At 59.7% G+C, this 15,094-nt stretch carries 15 protein-coding genes and 1 pseudogene; 6 read left to right on the top strand and 10 right to left on the bottom strand.

From position 1 onward, the window contains the following. The first annotated feature begins 4 nt into the window (after nucleotides 1-4). Nucleotides 5-1,132 (top strand): o-succinylbenzoate--CoA ligase, encoded by a 1,128-nt coding sequence (menE, locus tag R0V12_RS07665; protein WP_320072430.1) that lies wholly within the window; start codon nucleotides 5-7, stop codon nucleotides 1,130-1,132. Here the strand turns inward: menE and R0V12_RS07660 are convergent. Next, nucleotides 1,129-1,968, bottom strand: a complete 840-nt coding sequence (locus R0V12_RS07660; protein ID WP_320072429.1) for a glycosyltransferase — start codon at nucleotides 1,966-1,968, stop codon at nucleotides 1,129-1,131. The two genes, menE and R0V12_RS07660, sit on opposite strands and share 4 nt — an antisense overlap. Nucleotides 1,969-2,016: 48 nt before the next feature. On the opposite strand from R0V12_RS07660, the gene R0V12_RS07655 reads away from it, so the two are divergent. After that, nucleotides 2,017-2,919: a 1,4-dihydroxy-2-naphthoate polyprenyltransferase gene (locus R0V12_RS07655; protein ID WP_320072428.1), complete on the top strand. Its 903-nt coding sequence runs from the start codon at nucleotides 2,017-2,019 to the stop codon at nucleotides 2,917-2,919. Nucleotides 2,920-3,197: 278 nt separating this feature from the next. On the opposite strand, the gene R0V12_RS07650 is transcribed toward R0V12_RS07655, so the two are convergent. Further along, nucleotides 3,198-3,425, bottom strand: coding sequence for a hypothetical protein (locus R0V12_RS07650; protein ID WP_256020512.1), 228 nt, complete (start codon nucleotides 3,423-3,425; stop codon nucleotides 3,198-3,200). Between the two features lie 171 nt (nucleotides 3,426-3,596). Here R0V12_RS07650 and R0V12_RS07645 point away from each other — a divergent pair. After that, a pseudogene (locus R0V12_RS07645) lies at nucleotides 3,597-4,468 on the top strand (Abi family protein). Between the two features lie 247 nt (nucleotides 4,469-4,715). Here the strand turns inward: R0V12_RS07645 and R0V12_RS07640 are convergent. After that, on the bottom strand, nucleotides 4,716-5,945 hold the full coding sequence (locus R0V12_RS07640; protein WP_070495012.1) for an MFS transporter: 1,230 nt from the start codon (nucleotides 5,943-5,945) through the stop codon (nucleotides 4,716-4,718). A 91-nt stretch (nucleotides 5,946-6,036) separates the two neighbouring features. Between R0V12_RS07640 and R0V12_RS07635 the strand changes: the two genes are divergently transcribed. Further along, nucleotides 6,037-6,714, top strand: coding sequence for a TetR/AcrR family transcriptional regulator (locus R0V12_RS07635; protein WP_070614954.1), 678 nt, complete (start codon nucleotides 6,037-6,039; stop codon nucleotides 6,712-6,714). Between the two features lie 247 nt (nucleotides 6,715-6,961). Here the strand turns inward: R0V12_RS07635 and R0V12_RS07630 are convergent, their stop codons facing one another. From R0V12_RS07630 to R0V12_RS07605, 6 genes are all read right to left on the bottom strand, one after another. Next, a complete protein-coding gene (locus R0V12_RS07630) occupies nucleotides 6,962-7,681 on the bottom strand; it encodes a hypothetical protein (RefSeq protein ID WP_256006089.1) in 720 nt (239 codons plus the stop codon). Continuing rightward, nucleotides 7,644-7,838, bottom strand: coding sequence for a hypothetical protein (locus R0V12_RS07625; RefSeq protein WP_071566606.1), 195 nt, complete (start codon nucleotides 7,836-7,838; stop codon nucleotides 7,644-7,646). The genes R0V12_RS07630 and R0V12_RS07625 overlap by 38 nt, the downstream gene beginning before the upstream one ends. 269 nt (nucleotides 7,839-8,107) lie before the next feature. After that, entirely contained in the window at nucleotides 8,108-8,590 is a 483-nt protein-coding gene (locus R0V12_RS07620; RefSeq protein ID WP_320072427.1) for a hypothetical protein, read from the bottom strand. 85 nt (nucleotides 8,591-8,675) lie between these two features. Continuing rightward, nucleotides 8,676-8,936, bottom strand: coding sequence for a hypothetical protein (locus R0V12_RS07615; protein WP_143000822.1), 261 nt, complete (start codon nucleotides 8,934-8,936; stop codon nucleotides 8,676-8,678). 275 nt (nucleotides 8,937-9,211) lie between these two features. Beyond that, entirely contained in the window at nucleotides 9,212-9,697 is a 486-nt protein-coding gene (locus R0V12_RS07610; RefSeq protein WP_070975723.1) for a DUF4411 family protein, read from the bottom strand. Next, nucleotides 9,698-10,843 (bottom strand): ImmA/IrrE family metallo-endopeptidase, encoded by a 1,146-nt coding sequence (locus tag R0V12_RS07605; RefSeq protein ID WP_320072426.1) that lies wholly within the window; start codon nucleotides 10,841-10,843, stop codon nucleotides 9,698-9,700. 469 nt (nucleotides 10,844-11,312) lie between these two features. On the opposite strand from R0V12_RS07605, the gene R0V12_RS07600 reads away from it, so the two are divergent. Beyond that, complete coding sequence (locus tag R0V12_RS07600; RefSeq protein ID WP_320072425.1) at nucleotides 11,313-12,587, top strand: hypothetical protein; 1,275 nt, start codon at nucleotides 11,313-11,315, stop codon at nucleotides 12,585-12,587. 3 nt (nucleotides 12,588-12,590) lie between these two features. On the opposite strand, the gene R0V12_RS07595 is transcribed toward R0V12_RS07600, so the two are convergent. Then, complete coding sequence (locus R0V12_RS07595) at nucleotides 12,591-13,898, bottom strand: HtaA domain-containing protein (RefSeq protein ID WP_320072424.1); 1,308 nt, start codon at nucleotides 13,896-13,898, stop codon at nucleotides 12,591-12,593. 407 nt (nucleotides 13,899-14,305) lie between these two features. On the opposite strand from R0V12_RS07595, the gene R0V12_RS07590 reads away from it, so the two are divergent. Then, entirely contained in the window at nucleotides 14,306-15,067 is a 762-nt protein-coding gene (locus R0V12_RS07590; RefSeq protein WP_084028621.1) for an Abi family protein, read from the top strand. Nucleotides 15,068-15,094 lie beyond the last annotated feature (27 nt).

Here is a 15,094-nt window from a genome sequence, read left to right as displayed (position 1 = left end):
CTTCGTGACGAAGCTGCTGGAACTCCTGCCCGTTAACCCTGCCGATCCGTTGGCGATCCTGCCTGCCCTCGAGGAGGCCCTGACCGGCCAGCGCGCCCTGCTGCCGGTGCCGACGAACGACCCGGCGCGCGCCAACCTGCTGCGCAACACACAGGGTGTGGGTGAGCCGATCGACGACGACGTCGCCCTCGTGGTAGCGACCTCCGGGTCTACGGGCACCCCGAAGGGTGCGCTGCTGACCCCGACGAACCTGATTGCCAGCGCGGACGCCACCCACCAGGCGTTGGGCGGGCCGGGCCAGTGGCTGTTGGCGATGCCGGCCGCGTTCATCGCGGGCATCCAGGTGTTGGTGCGCAGCATGGTCGCGGGTGTCGAACCCGCCTTCGTGGACCTAACCCACGGGTTCCACGTTGATGAGTTCGCGGCGCGCACCGCGGAAATCGCGACGACCGGGGACCGCTGCTACACCGCGCTGACCCCGCTGCAGCTGGATAAGGCGATGTCCACGCTCACCGGGATTGACGCGCTGCGCAGTTTTGACGCGGTGCTCGTCGGCGGGGCGGCGACGAACCCGACGCTGCTGGATTCGGCGGCGAAGCTGCGCATCAACGTTGTCACCACCTACGGTTCCTCGGAAACCTCCGGCGGCTGCGTCTACGACGGGGCGCCAATCGCCGACGCCAACGTGCGCATCCGCGACGGCCGCATCTGGCTCGGCGGCCCCATGGTCGCGCAGGGCTACCGCAACCAGCCGGAGCACCCCGACTTCGCCGAGCCGGGGTGGTTCCGCACCTCAGACGCAGGCCAGCTTATTGACGGCCACCTGACGGTCGAAGGGCGCGTCGATAATGTGATTGACTCCGGTGGCCTGAAGCTGCAGCCGGAAGTGCTCGAGCGCTTCCTGCTCGGCGTGCCCGGCGTGGCGGACGCGTGCGTGGTCGGCGTGCCGGACGAGCGCTTCGGGCAGCGTATTTGCGCTGCGTTTGCGGGTGAGGCGCAGGTGCCGGACGTGATGGATACGCTGCAGGACCTGCCACGGTGGCAGGTACCGAAAGAGCTCAAGCGCGTGGCGGCGCTGCCGCTGTTGGGGCCGGGCAAGGTGGACCGGGCCGCGGTGCGCGACCTGTTCTAGCCTGCGTTGACGACTGCGCTGATGTCCTCTGCGCTGTAGCTTGCGGCGAGCTGGGCGTCGTTGCCACCGCGCAGGTTCTTCCGCACCAGCGCCACCGACTGCGAGCCCGGCACCAGCGGAAACTCCTTCGGTTTGTCAAAGACTTGGCGCACAAAGTGCCCGGAGCGCACCGCGCACATGTTGAGCCAGACGTCGTCGGCGCTGGGTGCGGCGCGCAGGAAGGCGTCGCCCTGGGCGGCGACGAAGTCCACCATCGCGGGTGGGTACGCCACCCCGGATACGCCGGTGGCGAAGTGTCGCGGGCTCGGCGCGGTGGTGCGCACGCTGCGCCACTGCGTATACGGCGCGAACCCCTCACCCACCAGCGCGATCTCGTGGGCACGATACGCCGTCACTGCCAGCGGATCCACCACCAGCTTCTCGACGAACCACCTCGGGTACAACACGTCATCATCCACCGTGATCACGCTCGTCCCCGTACCCGCGAGCTGCCGGAACGTACCGTAGTACTTGGTGTGCGGGCCGTAGTGTCCGTCGGAACGCCGCACCTGCAGGCCGCACTGCACCAGCTCCTGCAGCGGCTCGGGCCAGGGTGCATCGAAGTCCTCCGCGTCCAGCCACAGGATGGTGGGCACGCGGCGAGTCCCCACCAACAGCGATGCGAGGGTGTGGTGGACCGTCGATAAGCGGGTGCCGTGCGAGGTCAGGCTGATCACGGTATGCCCCGCGGCGGGAAACTCCAGACGCCCAGAGCGCACCGCCAACCGTAACGAGGGCAAACGCGCCACCGCGCCTATCGACGCCACCGCCTGCCGCGCCGCATAATCGACCCACATGGCGCACCACTTTAGCCGACAGGCCCGACACGGGGCATGATGGAAACCATGAACGCACAACCCAACCTGCACGCGTGGTGGGAAGCCTCCCGCCCCCACACCTGGCCAAACGCCTTCGCGCCCGTCATCGCCGGCACCGGCGTCGCGGCCTTTACCGCGCACGCCAACCTCGGCCGGGCACTGTTGGCGCTGCTCGTGGCGTGGGCCCTCATCATCGGCGTGAACTTCGCCAACGACTACTCCGACGGCATCCGCGGCACCGACGACGACCGCTCCGGCCCCACACGCATCACCGCCAGCGGACTCGCCGACCCCAAGGACGTAAAGCTCGCCGCCTTCATCGCGTTCGGTGTTGCAGGGCTGTTCGGCATCATCCTGTCCGTGCTGGCCGGGGCGTGGTGGCTGATCCTGGTCGGCGCCGTCTGCATCGCCGCCGCTTGGTTCTACACCGGCGGCAACAACCCCTACGGATACATCGGACTTGGCGAGGTCAGCGTCTTCATCTTCTTCGGCCTCGTCGCCGTGATGGGCACCGAGTTCGTCCAGACCGGCTTCCTGTCCTGGGAGGGCCTGCTCGTCGCCGTGGCGATCGGCGCAATCTCCGCATCCGTGAACCTAGTCAACAACATCCGCGACATCCCCACCGACTCCGCCTCCGGCAAGCAGACCATCGCGGTCCGCCTCGGCGACAGCCGCGCCCGCACCCTGTTCACCGTCCTGACCTGCGTCCCGTTCGTAGTCAGCGTGCTGCTGGCCCTGGTGTACGCGCCGGCCCTGGTCGGGCTGGTAGCGCTCCCCCTGGCGATCGCCGCCATCATGAAGGTCCGCAGCGGCGCGACCGGCACAGCCCTCATTCCGGTGCTGGGCCTCAACGGCAAGACGATGCTGGCCTGGGCCGTGCTCACGGCCATTGCGCTGGCGTTCGGCGGGATGGTCGTCCCGTACGCGTAGGGCTGGTTCTTTGTGGTTTTGCGGGGTCTACGCACCAAATTTCCTCACGCAGTTTGCGTGACCCGGGCTTTTCCAAACCGGCGTGCGAAAATCTAGGAATTTAGTGTCCTCGTTCGCCGCGCTAGTGACAAAAGACGCAACCCCCTTTTCGCGAACTGGGCTTTTACCAAGGTCGACCGGCAGGATTGCGCCCATTGTCACTCGCCGTTCACACAAGACACCACATTCCCTCACACGACCTACACGACCTGGGCTTTTCCAAATCGACACACGATTCTTCAGGACACGCCCGGCGAACCCGGAGAGGATGGCAACGCAGCGACCATATCAATCCCGTCGGCCTCGTCCAGCCAGGCGTCCAGCAGCTTCGTGCCGTCGTGGATGGTGGTCTCGAGGTTGGTGGTGCCGTAGATGAACCTGCCAGCATCGAACGCCTGTTGGTCAAAGAACTCGAACCTGGCCGCCAGGCAGCGCTTCGACCCCGCATACGCCTCAGACTCTGTCACCTGGGTGATTGGGGAAACCGGACACAGCGTGAGGAAGGCTCTCGCACATACGCCCCCGAGGACCGACGAATCCGGACGGATCAGAGAGCCCACTGGTGTGTGAACGTACCGATGGCTCCGTGCCCCGTGTTCTTGCTTCGCCGTCGTCAACTAGGTAGCTTTGCAAGCAACATGACCGGTTCCGCTGCCCGCCTCGGTGGGAGTCCAGGGCCGGTCTTCGTTTTTTATCCCGAGCATGCCGAGATGCTGCTGGCGCGATTGAACTACTGATGCGCCGTTTCTCCCAAGGCGACGGCACCGCCCGAGATGAATTCGTTGACGGAGCATCGTTTGACCTGGTGGTAGCCCTCTATGGGTTTGACGAACAATTGCGCCACAGCGTGTTCATCGAGCTTGATCGCGTGGAGTTGGCTATTCGAACCAAGCTCGGTCACGAACTGGGCCGCCTTGACCCGCTGATCTATTTGGATCCTCAACGTTTGAACGCCCGGGCACGGCAGCGAAACAAAGACGGGCGTAGCGTGCATGAGGTATGGGTGAGAAAGTACCAGTCGGCATTGAAAGCGTCGAAGGAGGACTTCGTCACCCACCACAAATCCAAATATGGCGGGACTCTACCCATCTGGGCGGCCGTCGAAATCATGGATTGGGGAATGCTGTCATACCTGTACGGCATGTCGCCCAATATCGTGCGCAAACGGATTGCCCAACCCTGCGGCCTAACCGGTCCTCAGCTTGAATCGTGGCTGAAATCCTTGAATATTCTGCGCAACTACGCAGCTCATCATGCGAGGATGCTCAACCGCGTTTACGACATCAAACCGAAACTGAACAATGACGTCAGGCTGGCTCCGGTAGCTGAAGGAATGAATCGCGTGTTCGGGCAGCTCTCCCTTATCCAATACTTGCACCGCCAACTGGGCTTGTCCCCAGCCGACCGGATGCCGAAGCTGTTCGACACTTACCCGCACAATCCCATCGTGCCAATTTCTCGCACAGGCGCACCTGACAACCGGCGTGAGTTGCCTCTCTGGCGCGTCTAATCCTTGCGGTTCATTACCGCGCGACCAAAAACACCGACTGGGTTGCCTGCAAAAGTCACGATCACGTTATCCGCACGACAAGTAAAACGGCACCGACGCCGTGTGCATTGATGATGCATTGTTAACCATAAATCTGACTCACAACCACTTGACATAGAGCGTCGTCAAAGCCAACTCGCTGGTGGACTACTCGGGGCCGACTCCTGAGGATAACGTGATGGAACGGCTACTTCAGGCACGCTCATAGTTATTGGCGTAGTGCGGGTGCGGTGTGGGCGTAGATGACGACCACTGCAATCAAGGCGATACAGACGGCGAAGGGTGCCAGCGGGTTCCACCCGTAAAGGGCGGTCGAAGCCAGCGGGGCAATCGCGTACGCCAACCCATTATTAGCGTTGATGATGCCAGCCACTGCGCCTTGCTCATCTGCACTCATCTTCAAGGTTGGGCCAGTGTTGTACCCGGGCATCGCCAGTCCCATACCTACCCCCAGCACGATACACCCGACAACCAGTAAAGCGTGCGAGGAGGTAGGCCAAATGAGCACAGTTGCAACTAGTGTAATGGCCAGACCAGTACGTAAAAGCTTCGCTGCTCCCCACCCTGTCTTTGGAGCAATCACCGCTTGGGCAATGATCATGGTCACGCCCATGATGGTCAGGTAAATCGCGGAAATACCTGCGGTCGCAGTTGCCGACAGGGCGAAGCGGTCTTGGACAGTGAATCCAAAAATCGTAGCAACAGAAGAAAACACAAGAAACATCACCAGACCAGTTGCTAGCCAGGGAGCTACACGCGGATCAGTGAAGCGAATCCGTTGAGGCTTTGCAAAAAGTTGCCCTCGGCTTTGAGGTGCGAAACTCACCAAGAGAACAACCAGACCAATCACCATCACAACGGGCATGACCACCAAGGGCAAGAGCAGGCCACCAGCAGCGGCTAACACACCTCCAGTAACACCTCCAACAATGGAGGCCATCCCTTGAGCCGCTCCAATCATGCCCAGTGCTTTTACCCGCCCGTTCTCGCTGGCAGCATGCGTGACCAGGTGGGCTTGCGCGGTCGGGGCGATCGCTGAAATCCCTCCACCATAGAGCAAACCACGAGTGATCACAACACCAAAAACTAGTCCGACACCGCCAACTACCTGGTTCATCCCCAGGTAGGAGACAATACCGAAGGCGCTCAAAGCGATGATCGCGATCACAAGCCCGGCAGCGAGTACACGTTTAGCGCCGACACGTTGGGAAGCTCGCCCCCAATAAGCACTCAAGCTCGCTAGTACAATCGCTGCCAAAGAGATAGTGGCGCCAATATGCCATTCCCGCAATCCCATCTGTCGTGACAGTGGCGCGATGATCGGATTGAGAATCATTTGCCCCATAAAGGCGAGAAAAACGATTCCCACTACCAGGTTCGCTTGCGCTCCTGGATCAATAGAGCTCTGTGTCGGCTTATTACTACGAGGGTCGGGCATCACTACACTCCATTACTAGAACACTGTTTCACTTAGGGATATTGTAGAATGGTGTTCTAGTAAGGGTCAAGGAATAAGTTAGGGTCACCTTATGAACACTGTGCCAACGGGGCGAAGGGCTGGGCTATCACGCGAGCTGATTGTCAAACAAGCTGTACAGTTAAGCGCGATCAGTGGCGTTGAGGGATGGTCAGTACGGGACATTGCCCGTGAACTGGGCGTGGTTCCCTCAGTGATTTATCATTATTTTCCAAACAAGGAAGCCATTTGTGATGCTGTTGTAGACCGGGTATGTGTCGGGATTGAAGTTCCCGACCCGGACCTTGAATGGAAAGCCTGGTTTCGAGCTATGGCTCACAATCTACGCCCCGCATTGTTAGCATATCCGGGGATTACCGACAGGTTCGCGCGGGGCAAGTTCACCGAACAGTTTTTGCCGATGATCGATGGAGCCTGGGCCAAACTACAAGAAGCTGGGTTTGGTGACAATTCGCCTGTGGCCTACACAATTATCGCGAACTCGATCATCCACACGATCGGAGCGAGAAACCTGCGCGCATCCAATCAAATCCAGCCTCGCCACAACCTGCACGAAATGCTTGTCAGGCTTGAGCCTATGATGGCTCAATCTGTTGGACTGACCAGTATTGTCAACTCTTACCTGGAGCCTCTCTCACACCCTGATGAAGAAGAAGCGATGTCCGAGGAATACTACGACCTCGTCATCGATGTGATCCTAGACGGCATCGAACACACCCTGCTGCCTTAACTCTGACCCACTTCTCAATCATCGTCTTAGTGAGCGCCCGCACAGCTGTGTACTTCAACACAGCGGATGTACCCCAGTTGATAAGCCGGGTCAGTTCACGTTCACCCCCGCGTTCTCATGGTCACGGAGACGGTTAAGTAGTTCTTCCTGATACGGATTATTCATGGTGTGCCCTTCATCCAGGTATGGGTAAAGGGGGCCAAGGCACACACCCTGACCCCCTTCGCTGTCTGCTACGGGCTAGCGTCTACTCGGTAGCACCCGCCGTGGTCGGCTCCACCACATCCTGTTCAGCCGTCGCCAGCGCCTCCGGGCGGATCACGGAACCGCCGTACACCTGGAGGCCCGTAATCGCACGGGTGAAACGGAACGGCAGCATGGACGATTCCTCCACCTCCGTGATCTGGTAGCCGAACGGGGTAGCCATCGGGTGGCCCGCAATGACCACCTCACGGCCCGGCACCGTCGGCGCGGAAATGATGCGGAACCCGAGCAGGCGACCAATCTCACCGTTCAAGAGATTGCTGTTGTTCACTGCCTTGTCCAGGCGCTCGTCGTACAGCAACGCCGATTCCATCTCCGGGCCAACCATCACGAAACGGTCAGTCTTCGGAACCGAAGTGGCGTTGAGTTTCTTACGCAGCGCCACCAGCGTCTTGTACGCGTCCTTCTTCTCAATGTCGAGCGGGAGGGTGCCCACCTTGTTGGAGTTCTTCACTCCGTCCTTCATGAGCTTGCCGATGTAGGTATCGACCTGCTCGGACATGCCTTCCTCTGCCTCGCTGACTGCCTCCGGCTTCACGTCCAGAGCAGACTGGACGGAAGATACCAGCGGAATCTTGAAGTTGAAGTAGTCGCCCTGGTCGGTCTTGAACTTACGCTCTCCGAACTCGACATCTTCAACAATCATGTCTTCGGACTCGTCGTACTTACGGATGGTGGGGACGGCCAAGGTTGGAGACAACAACCTCGTCACCCTTGCCCTTGATTTCACCTTCGAATTCGCGGTTCGTCACGCCTTCCTGCGCGAATGCCCAGGTCTCCTTGAGCGGCTGCATGAGCGCGGACGCGACAACGGGGCCAATTACCGGATCCCAGTTCTTGTGGGACTGTGGAGTTGCCATAGTGTGTTCCTCCTAGTGGAAACTGTTAGCGGCTGATACGGCCTTCCTCCACTGCCTTGTTGATTTCCTCAAACTTGCCCTGTGCGTACAGGCGGTTGAGGTCATCGGCGGTGAGGATTCGGCCATCGTTGTTGTTCGTGGGGCTGGGGTTCCGCTGGTGCGGGGTGCTACCCCACCCGCCTTGAACTGTGGGAATGAGTTGAGCGTGTTGGTGACGAGTTCGCCAGCCTTACTGTCCCACTCGTCGCTGCCCCACTTCGGGAGATCACCTACACCACGGAGATACGGCACAAGCATGTCGGGGCTGCCCCGTTTTCCTTCGCCAGCTTGCGTAGGGTGTTGTCCTCGCGCATTCGGTCGAGTTCGGCCTGGAGCTTGTCACGCTCGGCTTCTCGTTCCTGCGCGGCGGCCTTGGCCTGCTTGATTTGTTCCTCCGGGTCTTCGTCGGACGGTTCAAAACCGAGTACCTGCGCGAGTTTCTTCAACGTCGCTGCCTGTTCTTCCGCCTGCTTCGCCTTCACTCGGCGGTCGCCGTTCTCGTTCTTCAACTTGCGGTTTTCCGCTTCGTATCGGGCGAGCTGCTTACGTAGCGCGTCAAGGTCTACGGCTTCGTCCGCCTCGTTGGCCTGCGCCTCGCCTAGGTGTTCACCGGCTTGGGTGTAGTTGCCCTGCTCGGTGTCGTGCTGGGCTTGCTGCGCCTTGTCAGCGGCCTGCTGTGCGAGTTCTGCGGGGGTGGTGTTTTCATCCGACATGTGGTTTGTCTCCTCCTTGGGGGCTTGGGTGGTGTTCCACGCCTTGGTGGTAACGGGGAGGAGTATCGCGGAGTCAGGGTGGCGGTCAGTGTTGCGTGATAATCACCCAGGCGGAATCGTCCTCACACACCTGCCAGTACCACTCCGGCCACGTATCAGCGTTGGAGGACAAAGCCACAACCTCTGTAGGGGTTACCCAGGCGGGAGCGTCACCAACCACCATGGGCACTGTTTCCTCCGGCATTACCATCGCCTCGTCACCGTAAACAACCACCCGGTTAGACCACAGGCGCTCGGGCAGCGCCTCCCTAGCGCGCTCCACCGCCCGTGCTGCAACGTCAATCAACGCTAATCACCGCCAAAACTTCATCCGTAGGTGTCAAATCGTCCGTGCGCATCATCGTCAGCGAACCCGCCTTCAACTTCTTCAACCGTTCGTCAACATTGATTAGTCCATCTGATGACTGGCCCTCAAACCACTTGATCTCGCCGTCCTCTTTAACCCCAGTTCCAGATATGGCCGCTCCTAGTGTGTGCACGGCACGTACCGGGACATCATCGCGGGGTTCCTCGGGACGGTCGAAGGGTTATAGAGCGTGGCGTGGGGTCGGATTGGCCGTTTTAAAAAATAATGCTTTGTTGCCTTAAGAAATCAAACTCTGTCATGCACTGCACTCCCAAGCCATTGGCAACGTCAGGCAGCTTGACCCGCGTTCGTTTTCGCGGACTCGGGGTCTCATTGGTGATCACGATGAAGTCTCGGGCATGCGCACTCGCCACTATCCAAGAATCTGCAACGCGCAAAAATTCTCGAATTGCACTTTCTTCATAGGGAGCATCCTTACGATCACGCACCCATCGTGTTACCGCACGATAGGAGTCAACCTCTTCTTGCGTCACAGTGAGAACCTGCGACGTAGGGACGAAGCTTCTCAGCCACTGTGACTTTTCGTCATCTCGTTTCAGCAACTCATCTTCTACAGTCTGGTGAAAATAAAACTGACCATTGGAGAAAAACGAATCGAACTGCCGCCAGTACGTTTCAAAAATGTCCCGTGGCCGATGGTTGAACGCACCAATCACGATATTCGTATCGATGAGGTACATCTATGCGACCCCCTGCGCACGAGTAACCGTATTCTTCAACGTCTCGGTCTTGGCAATCCCCAGTTGACGCGAAGCCTCCTCTTCAGAAATTGCACCGTCTACATATGCCCCGGTGACGGTGTCCAAAAATCGGCCACCCAGCCGCGACTTCAACGTGACGAAGAAGTCACCGCCTCCACTAACAATCGGAGGCGTAGGGTTCGAGGGACGTTGCCGAAGGAATTCCTGCACTTGTGGTTTGCCAAGGCGGCGCTGCCCCACAAGGGACCACAGTGCCGTATCCGCGCTTACCCGGTACGCATCGTATGCCCATTCAGTGATGCGTTTCAGATCGGGATTTCTGTCCCATTCCTGCAACAACGCATGCTGTGGCAGAAGCAGGGCAGCTGCAAACCTGTTACACCATCGCTCCACATCGTGATGATCATTCATGGCACCTGTGAGACCTTCTGCAGCGAGCAGTACGTGGCCCAGCTCGTGAGCAAGGCTGAAGTACTGCCCAACTTTGTAATCACTGCCGTTAACAAAGATCAAGGGGTAGGGGCCATCGAACAGTGTGAAAGCACGAAACTCGTCGATGTCGAGTTTGCGGTGGTTGTTATTTCCAAGTACGGAGTTCCGCATCACTAAGACACCGCAGTGCTCAATTGCATCCGCTAATTCCAGCACATTCTCCCGACCAGTGGGCGCTTTACCTGGCCTCCATCCGGCATCGGCAAGCTGGGGTAACAATGCACACACCGCATCGTCCGGGCTATCACGCAGTGTCCAGGCACCACCGAAATTTGGAGGATCAATTCCTTCCGCGCGCGCAAATTCTGCATACCAGCTCAAGCGGCGCTCACAGGTATAAATCGTCTCCTTCAACGCTGGGCTGAACTCAGTTACTTTCTTACTATCCACGGTGCGAAAATCTGGGAGATTCGGCTGGTCGTCCGTGGGGCCGTCGAGAAGCAAGTAACCAAACGGGATACATGCAAGCGATGCCAAGTGCTCAGCCTGATGCAGCGTCGGCGACACCTTGCCTTCCAGCCATTGCCGGACCAACCGAAAATCACTTCTTTGGGCAAGTTCTTCCACCGTGCTACCGGTTCGCTGCAGCGCCCAGCGCAGTGTCGGTTCTGCAATGTCGACTCGAACAGTCATCACTCACCTCCCGCTAGTTACGTAGTTTTTACCTTAGCGGAGGAGCCCGACAAACATCTCTGGGTAGCTACAGCTAGCAAATTGATACAAACGAGTTTTCAGGCTTGTGGAACTAACCTCACGAACGCTAGGATTCATGTCAATCGTTCAGCCCGCCTCCGAGCCAAGCTCAGAGTGTGGGCTGGATTTCTTATTGCAATCGGGGGATATACTTCGCCAAGCTGCAAAATCAAACCAGCTACAACCGTTTCGCAACAAATCGCAAGTTCTCCTCGCTTCCAGAAGGACAACGTGAACACAGTTTCGGAGCTTTCGTTATCATGTCCTCCGTAATTCGGGTTGTGTCCCCCGGGACGACTTGGCCAGACACAGTCTCGCAGTATCAAAAAGCGTGCCAGCCGTTGCACACAATAGCGATAGACATTTAAGATAAGGCTAACCTAAGTTACCTAATGAGGGGAGTCTCATCTTGAACGTATCCACACGGCGTCGCGTCGCAACGGGCGCTACCCTATTCGCGCTGCTCAGCCCCAACGTTGCGGTCGCGCACGCCTTCCCAACTATCGACGCCGCCACCGCCCCCGGCTGCACCGGCGAACTCGACACGCGGCACCCGAACCTCGGCGTGCAGTTCGACGTCACCGGCCCCGACACCATCGACCCAACCAAGGACATCACGTTCAAGTTGAAGGGGTCGGGGATCAACCCGGCGTCGACGCCCGGGGCATCCAACGGCGTCTACGTGGTGCTCACGCCGACGCGGGTGTGGCGCCTCAACCACTGCTCCACCATGACCGGCGACGGCGACGCGCTCGTCGCTCGCTGGATCCCCGCCGCCGTGATGAAAGACAACGGCGGGAAGCTGGACCTCGACCTGCTCGTGGAGGCAAACACGCTACAACCGGGGCAAACATACACGGTCGGGATCATGGCGGCGCACGCCCTGGCACTCAGCGAACGCTACTTCGACCGCGGCGTCACGTTCAAGGTGCCGTCGGTAACAACCGACCACGTAGCGACGCCATCCAACGTCCGCGGCGAGATCGACCAGAAGCGCAACGTCACCGTCGCGTGGGACTACCCCGAGTCCGTCCCCGGCACCGCGTGGCGCGCCCAGATCGAGTGCGTCGAACACTGCACCAGTGCCAAAACACTCCGCAGCCTCGACCTTTCCGACCCCAACGCCCGCACCGCCAAGTTCGACGACGCCGACCCCGGCGTCTACCAAGCCTCCGTCAACGCCAGCCGATGGGTCAACGGCAAATTCGTCACCACAGACTTCGGGACGTCGACGCGCTTTGTCGTAGGGGACGTCGATAAACCAATCAGCCAGCGACTGTACGCGGCGGGCATCGCGCACGAGTACGGCGAATACGTGGCGCCCGGCACCGATGTCACCCTGACGAGCCCCCTGAACACGAAGGCGAAATGGTCGGTGACCGGCGTGAAAGACTACGAAGTCGACCCCGCGACGCAGGCGATACGCTTCACTATGCCGACCAACCCCGTGCAGGTCGAAGTTGCAGAGGCCAAGGAGGCGCCGACGACCACCCCGACCACCCCGACTTCGACGACCGCAGCGCCTACCGTGCCTGCAGAGCCCACTACCCCTGCTGCCCCTACCAAGTTCCCAGCTTGGGGCGCGGTGCTGATCGCGGGCGGGGCAGCCCTGCTCGCCGTCGTCGCAGGCCTAGCTACCCAGTCCCCCGTGATCGCGGCGCTGCTCAAGCGCCTGCAGCGTTAGGCGTTAGATCTTCGGCAGGATGCTCGCCGCGAGCGTATGCAACGCGGCAAACCCACCCAACAGCGTGGCGATGACCCCCAGCACAATCGCCACAATCGACTCCGGGGCCATGCCCTGCTGCTGCGCCGACGGCATCTCGACCGGCGGCAGCACCGTCCCGTCCGTCAGCGTCACAACGAGCTTGCCGTCCTTATCCGTCTTCACCGACGCGATACCGCGACCGTCCTTGCCGTTGTTGCCATTTGTGCCTGGGGCGCCTTCCTTACCTGGGGCGCCGTCTTTTCCTGCGGCGCCGTCGCGGCCATCCTTGCCGTCCCTACCAGCGGGAGCATCGCGGCCGTCACGACCATCGTGACCGTCCTTACCATCAGCGCCGTTGCGGCCATCCTTGCCGTCCTTCCCCACCACTTTGCCGAGGTCCTTGGTCGCGCCGTTGGTGAAGGTCAGGATCAGGTGGCCGTCACGATTAATCGAGGCGTCGCGGATGCCGCCTTCTGGCTGCTGCCCTGGCGCTGGTGCCGGTTCCGGCTTGGCAGGCTCCTCGGGCTTCTCGCCGAGCTCCAGCGTCACAGCAAACGGCGCCGGCTTCTTCTGGTCCTCCCACCTGCTCCCCGAGTTGTAGAACCACGACCGCACCGAGTCCGTCACGTTGTTCACCAGCTCAGTCGGCCACGCATCCGGGTAGGAAATGTCCTCATCCCGCTTATAGACGACCCCTTCGTACTCCGGCGTCGCCCCCACCGTCACCGTCTTTCCCTCGACGGCAACGTTGGCACCCTTGAACGTCGCGACGGTGACCCGCTTCGCTTCCTTATTATTCACTGCCTGGTTCGGGTCCGCCGAGCTCACGACCGCCGTAATCTTACCGGCGCCCTCCACATCGACCTCGAGCGCGAAGTCCTTGAAAGAGATCGTTTGCGCCCCGTTAATCGTGTAGGTCACCTGACCAGTCCACTGCACCGACAGCGCCTTGGTGTCCTCGTTCACCCAGCCGGTCGCCTTGGTCAGTTTCAGGCTCCCATTGTTCGGCTCGGACTCGTCAACCGGAACGACGGAGACTCCCTCCCCTTCCACGGCGGCGTCCCACAGCAGGGCGCGTTTGCTCAGTTCCCACTCCAGGGTTTGGGATTGGGCGTCAGCAAGCGGTGTTGTCCCAGCTGGCTGAGCTGCTGCGACGGGCGCGACGGCCGTGGTGCCAGCCTCCTGGGCTTGGGCCGGGACGGCCAGCGGTGCGACGGCGAGACTTGCCGCGAGCGCAACCGCGGGCAGCGCTGGCAGCACAGCGTGGATCCGACGTTGGGACTTCTTCATAAGGTTCACCCTCCTCGTAGAATTATTAGGCTTGCCTTACCTTAGTGCAAGATATGGTTTGGAGTAAAGGTTTCCGGGCGGGTTTTGGGGCGTTTCTGGGGCGTTCGTTCCCGTCGCTTCCGTTCCTGTCGACCTCTTCCGGTCGACCAACGCAGGTCACAGCATTTTGGGCCTTTTTGGTGCGATTTTGCCGATTTTGCGCTGACCAGGGTTGGTCGACGCGAGCAGGTCGACGGTAAGAGGTCGACCGGAGCAAGCAGCACGCCCACCATCGGTGGCCGGTTCGTGAACGAACCTGTCGTGGTGGGCTACCACCCGACAAGCGTTTCAGAATAATAAACCCCCGGGAACCATAGACATTTAACTATGGTCCGGATCCGGGGGACTACATTGGCTAGCCTATAGCAATGACGTTTCCTACACAACTGCCTTCAACAAATGCTGCCTTGCTTTGGGGTTCCCTCCCACCCGCCCGTTTAGCCAGTTTTCTTAGCGAATCGCCGAACGGCAACATAGACGAAGCCCTCGAGCTCTATATATGGAACATCAAGCTATCTACTGCATTTCTAGCGGATATTGCCATTTTGGAAGTTGCACTACGGGAATCGATCAATAAAGCGGCAGCTGCAAAATGGGGCAGCCACTGGTACCTCGAAATTCCACTGGATGAACGGTCAGAGCAGAATCTTGCGGTGGCTTGGTCGCAACTTTCCAGGAGGGTACGTGAGCGTCCAAACGATGGTGACGTTCCCGGGCATCTTTTCGCTAACTGTACCTTTGGTTTTTGGACGAATCTCTTTGACAAAGGAGGACATACAGGCAAGTCCCCCAGACGGGTCCGCGTCAATTACGAGCACAACTGGGAAGCCGCCCTACGTCATGCTTTCCCTGAAGGAAGAAACGTAGCAAGACAGCAACATGCTGGTTTCACCAGAGATTGGGTGCACGGGATTTGCAAGCGAGTCAATAGCATTCGAAACCGTGTAGCCCACCATGAACCGCTCATCAGAGGTTTCCCGATGCCTGGACAGCCTCACCGTATGACCTGCACGGAGGCACACGAGGAGACCCTGAAGCTTGCCAGGATGCTTGACCCGAAGTTGGCCGCCTGGCTAGCAGAAAACAGCGATGTTCCCAGGCTAATCGCTGCACGCCCCTGCACCACGTAATAGCACCGCGAACCCCCGTTCGAACAT

The organism is Corynebacterium sp. UMB2355A, assembly GCF_033877495.1.
In the GTDB taxonomy this organism is placed as follows: Bacteria; Actinomycetota; Actinomycetes; order Mycobacteriales; family Mycobacteriaceae; genus Corynebacterium; species Corynebacterium pseudogenitalium.
Note: the sequence above shows the minus strand (reverse complement) of the source record. Positions and strands in the feature narration are given on the sequence as shown.

Excerpts from the sequence above, each read along its gene's own strand:
- R0V12_RS07660 (WP_320072429.1), bottom strand. The coding sequence starts at position 1,968 with ATGTGGGTCGATTATGCGGCGCGGCAGGCGGTGGCGTCGATAGGCGCG.
- R0V12_RS07655 (WP_320072428.1), top strand. The coding sequence starts at position 2,017 with ATGAACGCACAACCCAACCTGCACGCGTGGTGGGAAGCCTCCCGCCCC.
- R0V12_RS07640 (WP_070495012.1), bottom strand. The coding sequence starts at position 5,945 with ATGCCCGACCCTCGTAGTAATAAGCCGACACAGAGCTCTATTGATCCA.
- R0V12_RS07635 (WP_070614954.1), top strand. The coding sequence starts at position 6,037 with ATGAACACTGTGCCAACGGGGCGAAGGGCTGGGCTATCACGCGAGCTG.
- R0V12_RS07625 (WP_071566606.1), bottom strand. The coding sequence starts at position 7,838 with ATGGCAACTCCACAGTCCCACAAGAACTGGGATCCGGTAATTGGCCCC.
- R0V12_RS07620 (WP_320072427.1), bottom strand. The coding sequence starts at position 8,590 with ATGTCGGATGAAAACACCACCCCCGCAGAACTCGCACAGCAGGCCGCT.
- R0V12_RS07610 (WP_070975723.1), bottom strand. The coding sequence starts at position 9,697 with ATGTACCTCATCGATACGAATATCGTGATTGGTGCGTTCAACCATCGG.
- R0V12_RS07605 (WP_320072426.1), bottom strand. The coding sequence starts at position 10,843 with ATGACTGTTCGAGTCGACATTGCAGAACCGACACTGCGCTGGGCGCTG.
- R0V12_RS07595 (WP_320072424.1), bottom strand. The coding sequence starts at position 13,898 with ATGAAGAAGTCCCAACGTCGGATCCACGCTGTGCTGCCAGCGCTGCCC.
- R0V12_RS07590 (WP_084028621.1), top strand. The coding sequence starts at position 14,306 with ATGACGTTTCCTACACAACTGCCTTCAACAAATGCTGCCTTGCTTTGG.